General features: G+C 50.9%; 17 protein-coding genes and 1 pseudogene. 16 read left to right on the top strand and 2 right to left on the bottom strand.

What is annotated here, in order from left to right:
* Nucleotides 1-42: 42 nt before the first annotated feature.
* Nucleotides 43-2,625 carry a YfhO family protein gene (locus tag ACLUXO_RS09530; protein WP_412137355.1) on the bottom strand — a complete coding sequence of 861 codons (2,583 nt, stop codon included), beginning with the start codon at nucleotides 2,623-2,625 and terminating at the stop codon, nucleotides 43-45.
* Between the two features lie 85 nt (nucleotides 2,626-2,710).
* Between ACLUXO_RS09530 and ACLUXO_RS09525 the strand changes: the two genes are divergently transcribed.
* The 14 genes from ACLUXO_RS09525 (at nucleotide 2,711) to ACLUXO_RS09460 (ending at nucleotide 15,206) form a co-directional block, all read left to right on the top strand.
* Nucleotides 2,711-4,825 (top strand): peptidoglycan D,D-transpeptidase FtsI family protein, encoded by a 2,115-nt coding sequence (locus ACLUXO_RS09525; RefSeq protein WP_412137354.1) that lies wholly within the window; start codon nucleotides 2,711-2,713, stop codon nucleotides 4,823-4,825.
* A gap of 86 nt (nucleotides 4,826-4,911) precedes the next feature.
* Nucleotides 4,912-5,061 (top strand): 50S ribosomal protein L33, encoded by a 150-nt coding sequence (gene rpmG, locus ACLUXO_RS09520; protein WP_002879260.1) that lies wholly within the window; start codon nucleotides 4,912-4,914, stop codon nucleotides 5,059-5,061.
* Nucleotides 5,062-5,114: 53 nt separating this feature from the next.
* Nucleotides 5,115-5,687 carry a 5-formyltetrahydrofolate cyclo-ligase gene (locus tag ACLUXO_RS09515; protein WP_412137353.1) on the top strand — a complete coding sequence of 191 codons (573 nt, stop codon included), beginning with the start codon at nucleotides 5,115-5,117 and terminating at the stop codon, nucleotides 5,685-5,687.
* Nucleotides 5,680-6,351, top strand: coding sequence for a rhomboid family intramembrane serine protease (locus ACLUXO_RS09510; RefSeq protein WP_412137352.1), 672 nt, complete (start codon nucleotides 5,680-5,682; stop codon nucleotides 6,349-6,351). The genes ACLUXO_RS09515 and ACLUXO_RS09510 overlap by 8 nt, the downstream gene beginning before the upstream one ends.
* The gene (locus ACLUXO_RS09505) at nucleotides 6,351-6,578 is read left to right on the top strand and encodes a YqgQ family protein (RefSeq protein ID WP_215462239.1); all 228 of its coding nucleotides are present in this window, start codon (nucleotides 6,351-6,353) and stop codon (nucleotides 6,576-6,578) included. Before ACLUXO_RS09510 ends, ACLUXO_RS09505 begins: the two co-directional genes overlap by 1 nt.
* A gap of 61 nt (nucleotides 6,579-6,639) precedes the next feature.
* Nucleotides 6,640-7,041: a rhodanese-like domain-containing protein gene (locus ACLUXO_RS09500; RefSeq protein WP_412137351.1), complete on the top strand. Its 402-nt coding sequence runs from the start codon at nucleotides 6,640-6,642 to the stop codon at nucleotides 7,039-7,041.
* 80 nt (nucleotides 7,042-7,121) lie between these two features.
* Nucleotides 7,122-8,048, top strand: a complete 927-nt coding sequence (gene miaA, locus ACLUXO_RS09495) for a tRNA (adenosine(37)-N6)-dimethylallyltransferase MiaA (protein ID WP_412137350.1) — start codon at nucleotides 7,122-7,124, stop codon at nucleotides 8,046-8,048.
* Entirely contained in the window at nucleotides 8,045-9,301 is a 1,257-nt protein-coding gene (locus ACLUXO_RS09490) for a methionine gamma-lyase family protein (RefSeq protein ID WP_412137349.1), read from the top strand. Before miaA ends, ACLUXO_RS09490 begins: the two co-directional genes overlap by 4 nt.
* A gap of 137 nt (nucleotides 9,302-9,438) precedes the next feature.
* Nucleotides 9,439-10,776 carry a type I glutamate--ammonia ligase gene (glnA, locus tag ACLUXO_RS09485; protein ID WP_412137348.1) on the top strand — a complete coding sequence of 446 codons (1,338 nt, stop codon included), beginning with the start codon at nucleotides 9,439-9,441 and terminating at the stop codon, nucleotides 10,774-10,776.
* A gap of 253 nt (nucleotides 10,777-11,029) precedes the next feature.
* A complete protein-coding gene (locus tag ACLUXO_RS09480; protein WP_412137347.1) occupies nucleotides 11,030-12,250 on the top strand; it encodes an MFS transporter in 1,221 nt (406 codons plus the stop codon).
* A 100-nt stretch (nucleotides 12,251-12,350) separates the two neighbouring features.
* Nucleotides 12,351-12,722, top strand: coding sequence for a hypothetical protein (locus tag ACLUXO_RS09475; protein WP_412137346.1), 372 nt, complete (start codon nucleotides 12,351-12,353; stop codon nucleotides 12,720-12,722).
* A gap of 196 nt (nucleotides 12,723-12,918) precedes the next feature.
* Nucleotides 12,919-13,641 carry an IclR family transcriptional regulator gene (locus ACLUXO_RS09470; protein ID WP_412137345.1) on the top strand — a complete coding sequence of 241 codons (723 nt, stop codon included), beginning with the start codon at nucleotides 12,919-12,921 and terminating at the stop codon, nucleotides 13,639-13,641.
* A gap of 21 nt (nucleotides 13,642-13,662) precedes the next feature.
* A complete protein-coding gene (locus tag ACLUXO_RS09465) occupies nucleotides 13,663-14,415 on the top strand; it encodes an SDR family NAD(P)-dependent oxidoreductase (protein WP_412137344.1) in 753 nt (250 codons plus the stop codon).
* A 38-nt stretch (nucleotides 14,416-14,453) separates the two neighbouring features.
* Nucleotides 14,454-15,206, top strand: coding sequence for an SDR family NAD(P)-dependent oxidoreductase (locus ACLUXO_RS09460; RefSeq protein ID WP_412137343.1), 753 nt, complete (start codon nucleotides 14,454-14,456; stop codon nucleotides 15,204-15,206).
* A 194-nt stretch (nucleotides 15,207-15,400) separates the two neighbouring features.
* Here the strand turns inward: ACLUXO_RS09460 and ACLUXO_RS09455 are convergent, their stop codons facing one another.
* The gene (locus ACLUXO_RS09455; protein ID WP_412137342.1) at nucleotides 15,401-17,176 is read right to left on the bottom strand and encodes an oleate hydratase; all 1,776 of its coding nucleotides are present in this window, start codon (nucleotides 17,174-17,176) and stop codon (nucleotides 15,401-15,403) included.
* A gap of 323 nt (nucleotides 17,177-17,499) precedes the next feature.
* On the opposite strand from ACLUXO_RS09455, the gene ACLUXO_RS09450 reads away from it, so the two are divergent.
* Nucleotides 17,500-18,609, top strand: a complete 1,110-nt coding sequence (locus ACLUXO_RS09450; RefSeq protein WP_412137341.1) for a chloride channel protein — start codon at nucleotides 17,500-17,502, stop codon at nucleotides 18,607-18,609.
* Nucleotides 18,610-19,166: 557 nt separating this feature from the next.
* Nucleotides 19,167-19,358 (top strand): annotated as a pseudogene (locus ACLUXO_RS09445) (hypothetical protein); the annotation flags it as partial.

Here is a 19,358-nt window from a genome sequence, read left to right as displayed (position 1 = left end):
GTCCACCAGGACAGCACCTTTTTTTACGCTCTATTTTACCTTTTAAATTCTCTGTTTCTTTTTCAAAAGCAAGTAGACAGCCAAAGTTACCAAGCTGATCAAGCTGCCGACAATGAGGCTGGCCGGCAGGTAGACCAGGGTCAATTTATGCTTGCTCCCCTCTAAATTAAAGGCCAGGAGACTGGAGGCGTACTTGCTGGTGGCTACCCGTTTGCCATTGTCATAGACCAGCCAGTTCTTGGAATAAGGAATCGTCGTGATCCAGAGCTTCTTTTGACTCTTAAAAGTCTGGCTGGAAATTTTTAAACCCGTCTGCTTTAACTTGAGCTTTGGCGCCTTTAGCTGCTTGATCCCGGCCTTGAAGGCGGAATTGTTAAAGTGCCAGAAGGTAAGGCCGGTTAAGTCCAGGGTCGCATTGGTCAAGTTAAAAGTGATCTTGATCTTAGACTTTTTATTTTGGCTGGCGATGTTGACCAGGCGGATCTGCCCGTCCCGGCTCTCGTAGTTGTAGAAAATGTCGTTGACGCTCAAGCTGGCAGTCTTAAAGTCAAAGCCGTCTGGGAGCTGCAGGTAGTAAGAGTCATTGCTCTTTGGCGTCAAGCTGAAGGTGACGGAAGCCGGTTTAGCTGAGTTAACCTTCTTGAAGACCAGGGGGTTGGACTGGTTGACCTTCAAGTCAGTCAGTTTGATCTGGCTCTTGACCTTTTTAAAAAGCTGGCCGGACAGGCCCAGGCTCTCCCAGAGCTTCTGCTGGTTGTAAACCGGGTCGTTGTCCAGAAATTTGACCTTTTTCTGCAAGCTCTGGCTGGCAAAAATGAGTGGCAGGGCCTGCTTGTTTTCTAAAATGCTGATCTGCTTGAACTGCTTTTTCGGATAATAGCTGTTTAAATCAGCCCGGTGGTTCAAGTTGTCATAAGGCATCCGCTGGGCAGCTGAAACGCCGTCATAAGAATAATTCGGCTCCAAGTAGTACTTGACCCCCAGGAAGGCATCAGTTAAAAGCGTCCCGCCCTGGTTGGTGTAAGAGTTGCTGTTGTGGACATATCCTAAGCGGCTGAGCAGGTTGGAAGTGCTGGAATTGCTGATGGAGTTGAAGGTGGTCACTCCGTAGTAGTTGCCAGTGAAGGGGTCGTCATCAGACCGGCTGAAGCTCTTTTCCGTTCTGTAGAGGCTGGAATCGGTCTTGGCCAGGTAGCTGGTCGCCTGGCTGACGTTGGCTTCAAACTTGGCATAGTTCTTGTTTTCCTGGTAGGAAATCGCGTTTAAGGAAAAAATCAAGTTGACCGTGACTTCCGACACGACCAAAAGCAGGGCGTAGTGGCCGGCTAAATAGTGCTGGCCGTAAATAAAGAGAATGAAGAGCAGGCTGGCCAAAAGGAAGAGGCCGGTCGCGATTTTCCCATCCTGCCGGATAAATTCCAGCTTGTCGGGGTCGATGGCCAGGTAAACAGAAACGCTGGCTCCTAAAAGAGCCGCCAGGACCTTCTGCTTGAGGTTGAAGCTGGCATCCCTGTCCATGTTTTCCAGGGCCAGGTTCAAGGAATAGAAGGAAACCAGGAAGCTGAACCGGGCCGGGTACCAGACCGGGAACTGGCCCAAATGCCAGATCAAGACCAGGGGGGTAAAGGACAAAGACAAGACCAGGAAGGCCAAAAGCAGGCTCCGGGCCAGTTTTTCCCGCTTGCTGAACTTAGAGTTGAAAATAAAGAGCAGGGCCAAAAGGGCGAAGCAGGAACTGATGAAGATGTTGGGCAGGCCGTCTGACATTTCATGGAAGCTGTAGGCCCCGTCAACCAATTTAGCGGCCAGCTGGTAGGGCGGGAACTGGAAGTTCAGCTTCCAGCTGATGTCAGCATCGGTTTTGCCGGCTAAAAGCTCTAAAAAAGTCGGCCAGAGGCTGACTCCGGCCAGGCAGCTGCCAAAGAAGCTGCGCTTGAAGTAGGTCCAAAAGCGGGCCTTTGGCTCCCTATTTGTGGCCAGGCCCACCAGCAAATAGAGCAGGCCAAAGAGCAGGGTCATGTAGCCGGTATAGAAGTTGGTCAGCCAGAGCAGGAAGGTAATTGGGACCAGGTAATTTTTCTCCCCGGATAAAAGGCGGTCAATAGCTTCCTGCAGCCAGGGTAAAAGGACCAGGCTGTCCAGCCACATCAAGTTCAAATTGTTGGCAACCACAAAGCCGCAGAGGGCAAAGGCCAGGCTGGCGGCCAGAATGTATTCCTTAGCCAGCTGGTACTTCTTTCCCCAGACCAGGTAACTTGACAGGCCGATAGCTCCGATCTTGCAGGAGATGACCAAAAGGATCCCCTGGGGCAGGAACTTCTGCGGGAAAAAGAGCAAGAGCAGGTTAAAGGGACTGAGCAGGTAGTAGCTGTCCGTCCCCAGCATGGAGCCGCCCAGGCCGCTGGCAAAGCTGTAAATCAACTTGCTTGGGTCTTTAAAGAGCTTTTGCTGATAGTAGGCCAGGAAGTCAACGTACTGCTGGCCCAGGTCGACGGTCAGAATATTGCCCTTCTTGCTGAGAAAGTAACCGGCGAAAATCAGGGCCGGCAGGGCAAAGGCCAGGCAGGCATAAAGCTGCTTAAGGCCGAATTTTTGAAAAAAACGTTTTATTTTGGACATGTACATTAAGAATTAGCTAACTCCTCTTCTGAATGATAGAATTGCGTAGGTCTTTTTGCTAAAATTACTTGTTAGTGAGGATGGTTTTATCGTGAGTTATTTTAGAAAGAATAGCGGAACTGGCAACAGTAGTCAAACCGCAAACACCCCTCTCAGAATGAAGATTCTGGTCGGGGTCATCGTAATTTTGTTCGCGGCCTTAATCGGCCAATTAGCATACTTGCAGCTCTTCTACGGTTCGCGCTTCTCCGCGGAGGTTAACGCCACCGACGAAAAGACCATGACCAAGTCCGTCCCCCGGGGGGTTATGTACGATTCCCAGGGCCGGATCCTGGTCGGCAACAAGGCTGAGAACGCGGTTACTTACATGCGCAGCCTGTCAGCGACTTCCAAAGAGATGTACAAGGTTGCTAATACCCTTAGTAATTATATAAAAATTACCGACGAAAAGCCGACAAAAAGACAAATTGCCGATTATTACCTGGCTGACAGCAGCCGGGCCAAGAAAGTCCTGGCTGCCTTGCCCAAGTCCCAGAAGAAGTCCAGCCTGTCGACTTCAGAAATCAACGACAATGAAGTGGCCTACGTCGAAAACACCCTTAAGCCGTCTTTAACCAGCCAGGAAAAGACGGCCGCCCTCTTGTATAACAAGATGTCAGGGGCGACGACCTTGTCGACGATCAACTTGAAGAGCAACGGCCTCAGCAACAAGGAAATCGCCCAGGTCGGTGAGCACCTGTCCTCCATGCCGGGGGTCGGAATTGGGACTGACTGGAACCGCTACTACCCGAACGGGTCTTCAATCAAGAGTATCATCGGGTCAGTTTCCACGACCAAGACTGGTCTGCCGAGTGACAACCTCCAGTACTACCTGGTTAACGGCTATTCCAGAAACGACCGGGTCGGGACTTCCTACCTGGAAAAGGAATATGAGGCCCTCTTGAAGGGGACCAAGGCCAGCTACAAGGTCACCAGCAACTCCAGCAACGAAATCACCAAGACCAAGCAGGTTTACAAGGGCCAGTCCGGGTCCAGCCTGAAATTGACGATTGACGCCAAGTACCAAGCAGACGTAACCAAGGCCCTCAAGCAGCAGTTTAACTCTGCCTTGAGTGCCGGGGCGGCCAGCCTGTCCAGCGGGGCTTACGCGATTGCCATGAACCCGAATACCGGGGCGATCCTGGCCATGTCCGGGATCAGCTATGACCCTTCAACGGGCAAGATTTCTGACAACGCCCTGGGCAACATCAACCAGTCCTTCGTTATGGGGTCTGTTGTCAAGGGGGCCCAAGTGGCCGGGGGCTTGATCAATAAGGTCATCACCCCAACGAGCAACACCATGCCGGATACGGCCATCTACCTGCCGGGTTCCCCGGTCAAGAAGTCTGTTTACCCGACCGGGACTTTCGGCGCCCTGACGGCGGCCAGCGCCCTGGAAGTATCTTCCAACATCTACATGATGCAGCTGACCCTGCGCTGGGTGAAGGCCAGCTATGTAGCCAAGCAGTACATTCACATGCCGCAGACGGCCTTTGAGACCTTGAGAAACAACTTTGCCATGTTTGGTTTGGGGCAAAAGACCGGGATCGACCTGCCAGGTGAAAGCTCCGGGATCCAGGGGGCATCAACTGACTCCAACGGGATCATCCTGTCCGGGTCAGTCCTCGACGAATCCTATGGGAACTACGACGCTTACACCCCAATCCAGCTGGTGCAGTACATTTCAACGATTGCCAACGGGGGCTACCGGATGCAGCCATACGTGGTCCAATCTATCGGCAGAACCAGCAGCGACGGCAAGCACTTCTATGCTTACTATAACAAGAAGCCGACTGTCCAGTTCAAGATCCCTTGGACAGCGGATGAGCTGGCTGTCATCAAGCAGGGGCTCTACCAGGTCGTTCACGGGTCCAACGCCTGGGGTACGGCCCATGCCTTAAAGGACGTCAAGCCATCGATCTCCGCCAAGACCGGTACGGCCCAGACTTTCTATTACAACACCAAGACCAGAAAGTCGACTGATACGGAATTGATCAACGAAACCATGGTTGGCTGGGCATCGTCCAATAACCCGCAGATTGCCTTCGCGGTTGTTTTTGCCGGCATTGACCCGGACAAGGAAGGCAGCTACAACAAGAACATGGCCAAGGCGATGGTGACGACTTACTACAAGATGCACAAGGGAAAGTTTTCAAGTACAAATTAATAGTTAATTTAGCAAGATAACTTGCTCTTTGCCCTTGAAAATGTTATGATTGTACAGTCAGATATTAATTGTAGGTGGTGAAAATAATGGCAGACAACATCATTTTAGAATGCACCGAATGTGGCGACAGAAGTTACTTATCTAAGAAGAACAAGCGTAAGCATCCGGAACGTTTGACCTTGAAGAAGTATTGCCCAGTTGAAAGACAGGTAACTCTTCACCGCGAGACTAAGTAATAAAAGACAGCAGGTCGAAAGGCCTGCTTTTTTTATTTTGCAGGAAGTGAGGCGTGACTGCTTTGATGGACAAGAAGACTTTCCGCTCCTGGCAAAGGCAGCGGCTGGCGGATTTCGCCAAGACTCCGGCTAAAAAAAGGCAGGACCAGGAATTGACTTCCCTGGCCCTGCAGCATCCCCTGGTCCAGCAGGCGAATAAAATTGGCCTGACCCTGCCCATGCCGCTGGAAGTGGATATCCGGCCGTTGTTTACTGCGCTTCGAGCAGAGGGTAAGGAGCTCTATTTGGCCAAGTGCCATCCTGGCTGGCAGCTGGACTTTTTAAAATGGGACGAAGGTGCTCCCTTAATGCAGACCAAATTTGGGGTCTGGGAACTGGCGGAAGAAAAAGCAGCTGATAATGCCTTGGACCTGCTTTTTGTTCCCGGCCTGGCTTTTAGCCCAGCGGGCAAGAGCCGGATTGGTTTTGGCGGGGGCTACTATGACCGCTTTTTGGCCCAAAATTCCGTCCAGACCCTGGCCCTGGTCAACTCAGTCATGTACTTCAAGACTCCCGCCTGGCCAATGGAAGACCATGACCAGGCCATGGATGATTTGATTATTGTAAAGGAGGCCGGTGATGAATAATCTGCGGCGTAATTATATGACAACCGCGCTGGTTGTGATCCTCTTTGCCGTTTTCCTGGTGGAAACCTTTATGGGCGGCTCTGAGAGCACTTCCGTTTTGCTGAAAATGGGGGCCATGTTCAACCCGGCCGTGGTTATGGAGGGCCAGTGGTGGCGCCTGTTTACCTCCCAGTTCCTCCATATCGGGATCATGCACATCGCTTCCAACGCGATCATGATCTACTATATCGGCCAGTACGCTGAGCCGGTTTTCGGCCACTGGCGCTTTTTGCTGATCTACCTGCTGTCAGGGGTGGGCGGCAGTCTTTTGACCTTGGCCTTTGGCAATGACCAGGCCATCAGTGCCGGGGCCTCAACTGCCCTCTTTGGCCTCTTTGGGGCCATGACTTGCGCCGGCTTTAAGGATAAAGATAATACTCTTTTGTCCTTCCTGGGCCGGCAGGCTTTAGCCTTAGCGGTCATCAACCTGGTCCTGGACGTCTTCATGCCTGACGTGGATATCCTGGGCCACTTGGGCGGTTTGATCACCGGGTCCACGCTGGCGGTAATCCTGGGTGACGCGACCTATAAAGGCTACGGCAAGGGCGGCCGGCTCTTGGCCGCGGCGGCCTTGATTGTCTACGTGGTTTTGACTTTGCGTTTAGGAATGGCAGTGACGGTATAATGACTGTTTTGAAAAATCTTTACGATGTCCAGCAGCTTTTGAAAAAATACGGCATCCTGGTCCACTTGGGCAAGCGGAAGTGGGACATCGAATTAATGGCGATTGAATTAGACAATTTGTATAAGGCAGGCCTCATAGAGAAAAAAATCTATTTAAACGCGAAACTGGTTTTAAAGCATGAGCACGAATACGAAGAACGGCTTGAGCGGGAAAAAAGACTGGACTAGCTAGCCCCAGGCTGAATTTAGCGTTATTATAAGATAAGACTTGCAAGAAGGAGCTTTTTACATGACCAATTTTTTAATCGTTCTTGACGTCATCTTGGGCGTCATTCTGCTGGGCTTTCTGGGCTTCTGGGCCTACAACCGGATCCAGGCCAAGCGCCTGGGCGGGGAACTGACCAACGAGGAATTCAAGGCCGGGATGCGGAAGGCGCAGATCATCGACGTCCGCGAAGCCGATGAGTTCAAGCATGAACATATTGATGGGGCAAGAAACATTCCTTACACCATGTTCAAGTACCAATACACCGAACTGCGGCCAGACCTGCCGGTCTACCTCTACTCGGACTCTTTGACCATGACCCTGCGCTGCGCCAGCATCCTGCGCAAGCACAATTTTGCCAAGGTCTTTTACCTCAAGGATGGCTTCTCCCAATGGGACGGTCGCAAGAAGGCAGCCAAGAACTAAGCTGAAAGCTTGCTGAGAAAATTTCTCAAGCAGGCTTTTTTGGTTTATGATGGAAGAAGAGAAAATTGCAGGAGGATTTTATGCAGAAAGTAGTGGCCATAGTCGGGCCGACCGCCGTGGGCAAGACCAGCCTGGCTATCGAGCTCGCCAAGAAACTGGACGGGGAGATCGTCTCCGGGGACTCCATGCAGATCTACAAAGAAGTAGCCATCGGCACGGCCAAGGCCAGCCCGGAGGAGCAGGCAGAAGTCAAGCACTACCTGGTGGATGCCCACTCGGTCTTTGAGGATTTTTCCGTAAAAAATTTCGTTGATGAGGCCCGGTCGGCTATTGGAGAGATCGCGGGCAAGGGCAAGCTGCCCATCATCGCGGGCGGGACTGGCTTTTACGTCAATGCCCTCTTAAACGACATGCAGCTGGGGGATAAGGAAGAAGAAGCGGCCAGCGTAGACCCGGAATGGGAGGACTTTTTAGCCGCTAAGGGTCCCCAGGCCTTGTGGGAGGAATTAAACAAGAAAGACCCAGAAGCCGCCAAGAAGATTCCGGTAGCCAACAGCCGAAGAAGCCTTCGGGCCCTTAGCGTGATCAGCCGGACGGGCGGGCTTTTTTCCAAGCAGCAGGCTGAAATCAAGCCCCGCTACGACTACTTGATCATCGGCTTAAACAGTGACCGGGAGGCCATCTACCAGCGGATCAACCAGAGAGTGGACTTGATGATGGAGGCCGGGCTGTTAGAAGAGGCCCGCTTTGTCTACGAGCACCGGGCCGGCGAGCACCAGGTCCTGCAGGCCATCGGCTATAAGGAATTTTTCCCTTATTTTGCAGGCGAGGCCAGCTTGGAAGCCTGCGTGACGACCCTGAAGACGGCCTCAAGACGGTATGCCAAGCGGCAGCTAACCTACTTTAGAAACAAATTGCCAGTTGAGTGGTACGACCCCTTGACCGACCCAAACTGCGCGAATAGAATTGCTGTCAGAATAGAAGAATGGATGAAGGAAGAAAAATGAAAAAATTACCAGATGAATTAAAGGCAATCCTGGCTGAAGTTGACCAGGAAATCGCACCCCGCCTGCGGGAAATCGACGACCAGGTGGTATATAACCAGGAAAAGGTCCTCAAGGCCTTTGTCGACCACCAGGTGGCAGAAGCTGACCTCAAGGGGACCAACGGCTACGGGGATGACGATATCGGCCGAGACAAGCTGGAAGCTATCTATGCCCAGGTTTTCCATACTGAAGACGCGCTGGTGCGGCCTCAGTTTGTTTCCGGCACCCACACCCTGGCCGTGGCATTAGACGGCAACCTTTTGCCAGGTGAAACTTTGACCTACCTGACCGGGATGCCTTATGACACTATGCAGCAGGTGATCGGCCTGGCCCCGAAGAAGCGGGGGACCTTGATTCAAAAAGGGATCAACTTCTCTTACGTGCCTTTAAACGAAGAAGGCGGGGTTGACTATGAGGAAGCAGAAAAGATCCTTAAGCGCGACCAGCCGCATATCGTGGTCATCCAGCGGTCCAGAGGCTATGACACCCGGCAGAGCTACACGGTTGACCAAATTAAGGAAATGACTGCTTTTGTCAAAAAGGTCAGCCCAGAGAGCCTGGTCTTTGTTGACAACTGCTATGGGGAATTTTCTGAAAAGCATGAGCCGACTGAATACGGGGTCGACTTCATGGCCGGCTCCTTGATCAAGAACGCCGGCGGCGGGATCGCCCAGACCGGCGGCTACATCGTCGGCAAAGAAGAACTGGTCGAAAACGCGGCCATCCGCTTGACGGCCCCGGGGATTGGCAAGGAAGAAGGAGCCACCTTGACCAACATGCACGAGTTCTATGAAGGCTTCTTCCTGGCCCCGCATACGACGGGTGAAGCCATCAAGGGGATGATCTTCTCAGCAGCTCTTTTGGAAAAGCTGGGCTGTGAAGTCACGCCGAAGTGGGATGAGCCGCGGACTGACCTTATTCAGACGATTATCTTCAATGACCCGGAAAAGATGATCAATTTCACTAAAGAAGTCCAGAAAAATTCGCCAATTGACTCCTTTGTTGAGCCGATCCCCAGCGCCATGCCCGGTTACGAAGATAAAGTCATCATGGCCGCCGGCAATTTCGTCTCTGGTTCAACCATGGAATTCTCTGCAGATGGCCCTATCCGGCCGCCTTACGCCCTCTACATGCAAGGTGGTCTAACTTATGCTCACGATAGAATAGCGGTTACAAATGCCGTAAATCATTTATTTTTTAAGGAAAAAGGCTAAAAGTCCTTTTTTATTAAAAAAGTCTTTAGACCAATTTGACCTCAAGCGGTCAGAGTGGTATCTTTAAAGCATCGATTAGCACAGAGCCAATTGATTAGTTGATCGTAAATTTATTCTTGATTTTTAAAGGTGAGAACATGAGCAAGGTATTTACTGAAGAAGAAATCCGCAAAGATGTAGAAGAGAAGAACGTTCGCTTTTTGCGTTTGGCTTTCACTGACATTAACGGTACGCTGAAGAACTTGGAAGTTCCTGTCAGCCAATTGGACGACGTCTTGGGCAACCAAACCCGTTTTGACGGTTCATCAATCGACGGCTTCGTTCGTCTGGAAGAAAGCGACATGGTTCTGTACCCAGACCTGGCAACTTGGTCAGTTCTGCCATGGACGACTGTTGAAGAAGGTACGATCGGCCGCCTGGTCTGCTCAGTTCACAATGTAGACGGCACTCCATTTGAAGGTGACCCACGCAACAACTTGAAGAAGGTTATTGCGGAAATGGAAGAAATGGGCTTCTCCGACTTTGAAATTGGCTTTGAAGCTGAATTCTTCCTCTTCAAGGAAGGTAAGAACGGGGAAGAAACCACCAAGGTTTCCGACCACAGCTCATACTTCGACATGGCTTCTGAAGACGAAGGCGCCAAGTGCCGCCGGGAAATCGTGGAAACTTTGGAAAAGCTGGGCTTCCGCGTAGAAGCTGCCCACCACGAAGTCGGCGACGGCCAGCAGGAAATCGACTTCCGCTTCGACAATGCTTTGGCAACTGCTGACAAGCTGCAAACCTTCAAGATGGTTGTCAAGACTATCGCCCGCAAGTACCACCTGTACGCAAGCTTCATGGCTAAGCCAGTTGAAGGTTTGGCCGGCAACGGGATGCACACCAACATGTCCCTCTTCAAGGATGGCAAGAACGTCTTCTACGACAAGGATGGCCAATACCACCTGTCAACTACTGCCTTGACCTTCTTGAACGGGATTTTGGAACACGCCCGCGCTATTACCTGCGTGGCTAACCCAACGGTCAACTCCTACAAGCGGCTGATCCCAGGCTTTGAAGCTCCAGTTTACATCTCATGGGCCAGCCGGAACCGGTCACCAATGGTCCGGATTCCTAACGCCAACGAAGTCGGCACCCGTTTGGAAATGCGGTCAGCTGACCCAACTGCCAACCCATACCTGCTTTTGTCAGCCTGCCTGAAGGCTGGTTTGACCGGGATCAAGGAAGGCAAGCTGCCAATGGCCCCAGTAACTTCCAACCTGTTTGAAATGACTGACGACGAACGCAAGGAACTGGGCATCAAGCCATTGCCATCAACCTTGCACAACGCCATCAAGGCCTTCAAGGAAGACGAAGTCATCAAGTCTGCCTTCAGCGAACACATTGTTGACAGCTTCTTGGAAATGAAGGAAACTGAATGGGCCCTGTACACCCAATCAGTTTCAGAATGGGAAGTAAAGCGCTACTTCAACTACTAAAATTCAGAATACGATATTTATCATTGACTAATCAGCAAGTCTGCCTTTTGGGCAGGCTTTTTTCTTATGAAGAAATCAGACTTAATTATCTTAAGCTGGCAGGCTCGTGCTAGCGCTTTATTGCTGAATAATAGAAAAAAGGCAAAGAGATTTTTGCCAGCCTTAGCGAAGAAGGGCGAAATATGGTAAAATCTAATTTGTTTTTAAGCAAAATTCATTGATTGAATTGATTGAGACTAAAGAAGGTTTTACAGTGAGCAGCAAGAGCGCAAGTATTTCCCCGGCCAAAGCGGGGCGGATGGAGCAGGAAAAGGGCAAGTCGATTTACTCCAAAGACGTCATCTTGGTCATGACCGCCTCCTTCCTGTTTTTGTTCGGGACCATGTTCAATAACCCATTGATCAACGGCTATGCTGAAAGCCTGGGGGCCAGCAGCATTTTAGCCGGGGTGATCGTGGGGATTATGAGCTTCGCGGCTATGTTTCTCCGGCCAATCGCCGGCAACTTGACTGACAAGTTCTCCAAGTACCAGCTGTCTTTTATCGGCGGGGTGTTGATCCTTATCGGGATCGTGGGCTATATTGTTTCACCTAACGGGGAATTCTTGCTCTTGTTCAGAATCATCAACGGGACTGGCTTCGTTCTTTGCACCGTCTGCATGACCACCTGGATCGCCTTCCTGGTTCCCCGCCAGCACGTTGGGGCGGCCATGGGCTTGTACGGGCTGATGAACGCTTTGGCCATGTCCATTGCCCCAGCCATTTCCATCAACCTCTACAAGGTGATTGGCTACCGGGAAACCATAATGCTGCCAGCCGCGGCGACTTTGATTATGATCATCATCATCCAGTTTGTCGGCAACCGGGCTGTACCTAGTCCCCGGCAAAAAGAAAAGAAGCAGTTCAAGCTGATCTCCGTCAATGCTTTGCCAGTAGCCCTTTTGACGACCTGCTTCGGCATCCCTTACTTCGTTACTCAAGCTGACATCGTGACTTACGTGGCCAAGATGCACATGCCAGTGGCGGTAGGGAGCTACTTCTTCATCTACGCCATTGTCCTGCTCTTGATCCGGACCTTCCTCAAGAACTACTTTGATACGGTCCGCTTCGGGGTCTGGTTCTGGCTGAGCCTGGTGGCTACGGCCATTTACCTGGTCCTTTTGGCCTACATGAACAGCAACTGGATGATGGCCCTGGGAGCGGCCGGGATGGCGGTCGGCTATGGCTTGATCTACTCCGTCCTGCAGTCAACGGCCCTGCTTTTGTCACCGGCTAATGAACAGGGATTGGGTAGCTCCACCTTTTACCTGGGTCTGGACATCGCCATGGCCTTTGGGCCGATGCTGGCCGGGGTAGTGGCCAAGGCTCTTCCGGGCCGCTGGTTCTACCTGGTTCAGCTGATTGTGGTGCCTTTGGCCTTGATCGTTTACCTGGTTTGGCGCAAGCGCTTGAACGGGGCAATTGACAATCATTAAAATCCAAAAATTAAGCCAGCCGACAGGCTGGTTTTTCTTTTGCCCTTTAATTGGCTATAATTGATGATAGCGTAAATTTTTTGGAAGGAAGAAAAGAATAATGGAAATCGAGAAATTGAAGGCAGACTACATCAATTGGCTGGCGGGGCAGACAGTTTTTAAGCCCTGGTCAGACACGGTTTTCCAGGTGGAAAACGAACTGGTTGATGCTTATGGCCGCAAGCCTTTTGTCCTGGTCGAAAAAAGCGGGGACCAGTATACGGTAACTGATGACGGCTACCTCATGTACAAGTACAACCCCATGGAAGAAAATGAGGATTTGAACGAGTACGCGGCCGGGATGGTCATGGACGCTGGTTTTGACTTTGATGAAGACCATGCCGTGATTGAGCAGACAGTCAGTGAAGAAAGTTTGCCTGGCGCCATCAATGCCTTGATGCAGCTGGAAATCATGATTTCCTTTATTGCTTAAGAAATAAGTAGTAAGAAGATAAAAGAAAAAATAGACATTCTATGAGAAAGTAAGAAGCCTTGCACGCTTGTGCAGGGCTTTTTGTCTAGTCAAAAAGTGTGGGATGGAGTAAACTGGTTTCACTATTAGAAACTTTTTTAAAGCTTTTTCTTTTTGGAAAAATTCAGCGTATTTTATTATTTGAAAGGATACAGCGATGCATCAATATCTTCTTTCAACTTTAGTCAAAGCCGACCAAGTCTTGCGTTTAGCCAGCGGGCAGGGATCAGTCAGCTTGAAGGAGGTCATGGACCTGCTTCAGCTGAAAAAGACGACTGCCTTCCGCCTGCTTTATACCTTGACAGACTTAGGCTACCTGTCCCGGGTAGGACAAAAGTATTATCCCCAACTGCCCCAGCGCCCGGACCAAATGCTCAATTGGACGGCGGTACCGCTTTTGCGGGAAATTGCCGGTAAATACGATCTGAGCTGCTATGTGGGCATTCTCTATGACCAAGAGGTAGTCATCACTCAGGTGGTGCCTGCCAAATCCCATCCTGAAGACTTAAACCGCTTAGGCGAGCAGTTGCCCCTTAATACTTCAGCCATGGGCAAGTGTATTTTGGCCTTCAGTGATGATCAGACCCGGGATAGGCTCCTGACAACTCAGCCTTTTTCTGCCAGAACCCCCTATACTCTGGTCGGTGGGGACATGCTGGCAACCAACATTGAAATTATTGCTGAGCAGGGCTATGCCTTGGATGATGAGGAAAAAGAGCTGGCCTTCCGCTGCTTGAGCGTGCCAGTGCTCAAAGACGGCCAACTGGTAGCGGCCTTGGGAATTTCAGGCAAGGAAGAGGAACTGGTCAGACGCAGCTTTAAGACTTTGGCTAAGGAATTAACACATGCAAGTCATGAAATAGTTAATCGGCTTTTATAAGCACTAAGGAGAATGGAAAAAATGAAGACAGTAGTGATTACCGGTGCGGCAGCCGGCATGGGCTTAAGCGATACTAAGAAATTTTTGGCAGAAGGCTGGAATGTAGTTATGGCTGACTACAACGAAAAGGGCCAGGAAGCAGCTGACCAGCTGCAGGCCGAATACCCGGACCAGAAGGTCCTCTTTGTCCAGGTCAACGTGGCTGACGCGGCCTCTGTTCAAGCTTTGGCTGACAAGGTCAGCGCCGAATTTGAAACGGTGGACTGCATCGTCAACAATGCCGGCGTCTTGGTTAAGGGCCGCTTAGACGAAGTTGATGAAGCCGGCTGGGACCGGGTCATGGACATCGACGTTAAGTCCATCTATCTCATGACCAAGTCTTTTATGCCAAAGTTAATGAAGCAAAAGTCAGCTTCAATCGTTAACATTGCCTCAGTTTCAGGCTTGCTGGGTGACTATGAAATGGCCGCTTATAACGCGGCCAAAGGGGCCGTGGTCAACTTGGTCCGGTCTATGGCTCTGGACTACGGCAAGTACGGCATCCGGGTCAACAATGTCTGCCCAGGTCCGACCAACACGGCCATGCTGACCAACAACCCGCCGGAGCTAGTTAAGCACTACTATGAAGGCAGTCCCCTGGGCCATGTTGTAGAACCAAGCGAAATTTCCGCCATGGTCTACTTCCTGGCCAGCGATGAGGCGGCTTCAATTACTGGCCAGAACATGCCGGTAACCGCCGGCTATGGTATCTACACCGGCCAGCCAGTCCAATAAAGCAGTAAATTCTAGAATTAACAAAGGGAGTTATAATAATGAAGACAGCAGTAATTACCGGGGCTGCTTCGGGCATGGGCTTAAGCGACAGCAAGAAATTTCTGGCAGAAGGCTGGAATGTAGTCATGGCTGACTACAACGAAAAGGGCCAGGAAGCAGCTGGCCAGCTGCAAGCTGAATACCCGGACCAGAAGGTCCTCTTTGTCCAGGTTAACGTGGCTGACGCGGCTTCTGTTCAAGCCTTGGCTGACAAGGTCAACGCCGAATTTGAAACAGTGGACTGCATTGTCAACAATGCCGGCGTCTTTGCCAAGGGCCGGCTGGATGAGGTTGAAGAAGCAGCCTGGGACCGGGTCATGAACATCGACGTTAAGTCCATCTACCTCATGACTAAGTCCTTTATGCCGACTTTGATGAAGCAAAAGTCAGCTTCGATCGTTAACATTGCCTCTGTTTCCGGCTTGCTGGGTGACTACAACATGGCTGCATACAGCGCAGCCAAGGGGGCCGTGGTTAACCTTGTCCGGTCTATGGCTCTGGACTATGGCAAGTACGGTATTCGGGTCAACAATGTCTGCCCGGGCCCGACCAACACCCCAATGTTTCAGCAGAACCCGGCCAGTGTGGTAGAAAATTTTAACCAAGCCAGTCCCCTGGGTCACGTGGTTGAACCAGAAGACATCGCCAATATGGTCTACTTCCTGGCCAGTGACCAGGCAGCTTCCATTACCGGGCAAAACCTGCCAGTAACTGCCGGCTTTGGGATCTACAGCAGCCAGCCGGTTCAATAGAAAATTTCGATAATCATAGTTTGACAAAAACACTTTTTCAGATATAAAACAACTTCTCAATTACTCTACTTACGCGTCCTTGATTGTTAGCAATCAAGGGCTTTTTTATAAAAATAAAGGTCTGACTCCGAAATATGGAATCAGACCTTTGTAGTTTAAGTTGCTGTTTGTTAGTTGTTTATATCTTAATTTGCCTACTCAAGCAATTTGGCTTCCCTGAGCAATTCTTCCAGCCAAGTGCCCTGGACCTTCTTCATGGCCCCCTTAACGGCAATCTTTGGCAGCGGCAGGTCCATCTGGTCGATTGGCTTCTTGTCGTTTAAGTAGTAGGTCGCCTTCAAAAGTTCCCGGATATCGTAGACGGAGTTGAAGACTTCCGGTACCCCGCGGTCAACGTTCAGCAGGGTGTAGACAGCTTCCATAGCGGTCCGCACAGAGTATTCAGTGGTGAAGACCGTGTCTCTGGTCGGAGATTCAGCGAAGTTGCCGATGAAGGCCAGGTTGACTGAACCAGCTGGCACGACTGCCGGCCGGTCGCCCTTCTTCCGCATTTGGAAGTAGGCAGTGATGTAAGGCATGTAAACCGGAACAGTGTTGACATAGTCATCACCGGCATACTTCTTGATCAAATCGTCTGGCACGCCCAGGTGGTAGAGGAGTTCTTCCGTGATTTCTTCACCCGTGCAGTCCACGACCCGCTTCTTGATGTAGTTGCCTGGCGTGTCTGAGTAAAGGGCATAGATCCAGACAACAGTTTCATTTTCCTTTTGGTCTTTGAAGTGCGGCTGACGGTGGATGGTGAAGGAGAGCATCCAGTTGGAGTCAGTTACGGTGATGATCCCGCCCGTGTTGACCCGGTGCTGGTGGATGTCCCGCTTGGTCAAGCGTTCAAAGTATGGTTCCAGAGTAGCATCCTTCATGGTCATGGTCGCGGAAACGAACCAGGCTCTTTCCGGGATGTTTTCGCAGAAGACTTCCGGGTGGCCAAAGGCTTCGTCTTGGTCAGCCAGGTTTTGCCACAGGTGCCAAGACCCGCCCAGCTTGTGGGTGATCGGCGCTGGAGTGTGGTGAGTGCCGTAAGTTGAGCTTTCAACGATTGACCCGTTGGTCACGTATACCAGGTCGTCCGGGGTCAACTCGATTTCTTGGTGCTCCCCGTCTCTGGTGAGGATCAGCTTCTTAGCGACCTTTTCACCGTTGCTGGTGTCTACTACGACGTTTTCTACTTGCGTGTTGTAGCAGATGTCAACGTCGTGGCTTTCCAGGTAGGCCAATAGAGGCTTGGTCATTGACTCATACTGGTTGTACTTGTTGAACTTCAAGGCTGACAGGTCCGGCAAGCCGTCGATGTGGTGGATGAAACGCATCGCGTAGCGGCGCATTTCAATGACTGAGTGCCACTTTTCAAAGGCAAACATGGTTGCCCAGTAAGCCCAGAAGTTGCTTTCAAAGAATTCATCAGAGAAGAAATCTTCAATTGAAACTCCTTCCAGCTTGTCTTCCGGAGTCATGACCAGCTTGACGATTTCGCTGGAGCACTTGCCCAGGCCATACTGGCCGTCAGTCGGCACCCGGTCGCCCCGGTGGTGGATCAAGCGGCAGTTGGATGAGTTAGGGTCATCCTTGTCCAGCCAGGCGTATTCGTCCAGGTAGGAAGCACCGGGAATTTCCAAAGATGGAATTGACCTGTACATGTCCCAAAGGCATTCAAAGTGGTTTTCCATTTCCCGGCCGCCCCGGATGATGTAGCCGTATTCCGGCCGCTTGATCCCGTCCAGGGAACCCCCGGCCAGGTTTTCTTCTTCCAGCAAGTGAATCTTCTTGCCAGCCATGTGGCCGTCGCGGATCATGAAGACGCAGGCAGCTAAGCCGGCCAGGCCGCCCCCGATGACATAAGCGCTCTTCTTGTCAGCATCTTTTGGCTTTCTAGCGTCAGTAAATGCTTCGTAATTACCGTTTGAATAATACATCTCATTCACCTCATGTACTTGCTAACTGTTTTTTGATTATTTCCTTTTTTCACCTTGCATTCTAGCATTTATCAAAAGCGCTTTCAAATAAAGTTTTTCTAAAAATATTAGGTACCGGTATAGATAATTTCGATTGAATAAGAAAAGTTAAGTGGGAGAGAGGAGGGGAGAAAAAGCGTTCAAGTTGCCCGATAAATTTGTTATCATGGAATGATGCAGATTAAGGATTGGAGCGGATATTGCATATGAAAAGGTTGAAAAGCCTGGCTTTTGTTTACGCCAGCATATTTAGTTTACTGATTGGTTTAGGAGCTGGAATTTTTTTGACAATTTCCAGTGAATTAATTTCTCTCTTCTGGTCAAAGCGGACCTCGACCCATCCAGGGCTTCTTCTGCTCCAGTGCCTCCTGTTCGGCCTGGTGATCGGCCTTTTGCAACTGAAGGTCGGGGCCTATCCCAAGACCATCAAGCAAATCCTGGCTGAATTCCAGAAAACGGGCAAGGTAGATGGAGCCAGCTGGCGGACCTGGGTCAACGGGACGATTATTCTGGCCGGCGGGGCCAGCGTGGGGCCGGAAGCTTCCATGACGGGGATCATTGCCCGCCAGTCAAGTGCCATGGGCCAGCAGTTAACCAACTACTTGACTGACCCTGACCTGCCTCAGGCACCATTTAAAGAGCAGTTTAAGGCCCTGTTCCGGCCATTGACTCCAGCAAAAGGGCCCTTGAAGGCAGTTTTTGCCAAGAAGTGGCGGCAAAAGGCCAGCTATATTATCTGGACCGGCCTGGGCATTTGCAGCTTCGCCATGTGGCTGAAGGTCTTCCCGGAAGCCAAGGTTTTCCAAATTGGCTTTGCTGAGGTTAAGTGGACCTGGCAGGGGGTCCTGCTGACTCCCTTGGCCTTTGCATTGGGGCTGGCTTTTGGTAAGTTCTTTTTGAAATTTGAAGAAATCGGGGCAAAATTGGGCGAGACGATTCCCAACTACCTGCTTAAAGGAATGCTGGGTGGTCTCTTGCTGGGCATTGGCGGTCTTTTGTCCAGCTACCTGCTCTGGTCCGGGGCCTTCACCATGTGGGAGCTGGTTGACCAGGCAGCCAAGCTGGGCCCGGTCTTTTTGATCAGCTTAGCCTTTGGCAAGTGCCTTTTGACCAACTTTGGCTTTGGCCTGGGCTGGAGAGGGGGAACCATCTTCCCGGCGATCTTCTGCTCGGTTGCTTTCGGGATGGGCCTGGCTTTGCTTTTGCCCTGGTCACAGAACCTCCTGGTGGCTGTCTTGACCGCGGCCAGCGTTAGCGTGATCGTGGGCAAGCCGAAGCTGGTGTCCCTGTTGCTGATCTTCTTGTTCAGCCTCCGCCTGGCTCCGGTGATTATCCTGGTTTGCCTTTTGTGCGAGAAAATTCTTCAGGGCAAGAAGACGACTGATGGAATTTAGTGAGCAGATCAAAAAACTCTGCCGGGACCAGGGTTTGACCCAGGAAGAAAATGGGCCAAGTTCAACTTCTGGTCAGCGCGGTTAGCTATTTGTGCAAGTTGCATAAGCTTAGAAAAAGTCAAAATTAGTTTTGGCCAAAAGGATTGACAGGGCCTGGTAAAAGTTTTAAGATTATGGCAATTAGATTAATGATTGCTGAGAAAAGATGAGTAGCTGCCGGGAGCCTTCTACAGAGAACCGGGATTGCTGAGAGCCGGCGAGGGTAAAGGCAGTGAAGATGGTCTTGGAGCATAAACAAGTGGTGAGCTTAGGCAAGCCGTTTGCGGGTAGCGCCCGATATAGCGCTGGGCTTTCATTAGGAAGCTTTTGAGGGTTTGGCCGTGAGGCCAGACTGAAGAAGAGTGGTAACACGCAAGGCGCGTCTCTTGACTGACTGAGTCAGTTGGGGGCGCGCTTTTTTAATGCCCGGCAATCGTGTCTTAATGTTTTCTATTGTTTTGGTATCTGTTTTGATACTTGCTTTATTTGATTTTATTTTTGCCAGAGGGGAATTACTCATGACTAAATTATCCGCACCATACCGTTACGACATCGTTGGCTCCTTCTTGCGGCCGCAGGAATTAAAGGAGGCCCGGGCTAAGTTCAAAGCCGGGGAGTTGAGCAAAGAAGAACTGACCAAGGTGGAAGACAAGTGGATCAGCGACCTAATTGCAAAGGAAAAGGCTGTCGGCTTGAAAGCCGTAACTGAT

The sequence above is a fragment of the Lactobacillus delbrueckii subsp. bulgaricus genome, from assembly GCF_046938665.1.
GTDB lineage: Bacteria > Bacillota > Bacilli > Lactobacillales > Lactobacillaceae > Lactobacillus > Lactobacillus delbrueckii_C.
This window is presented reverse-complemented; position numbering and strand designations above follow the sequence as displayed.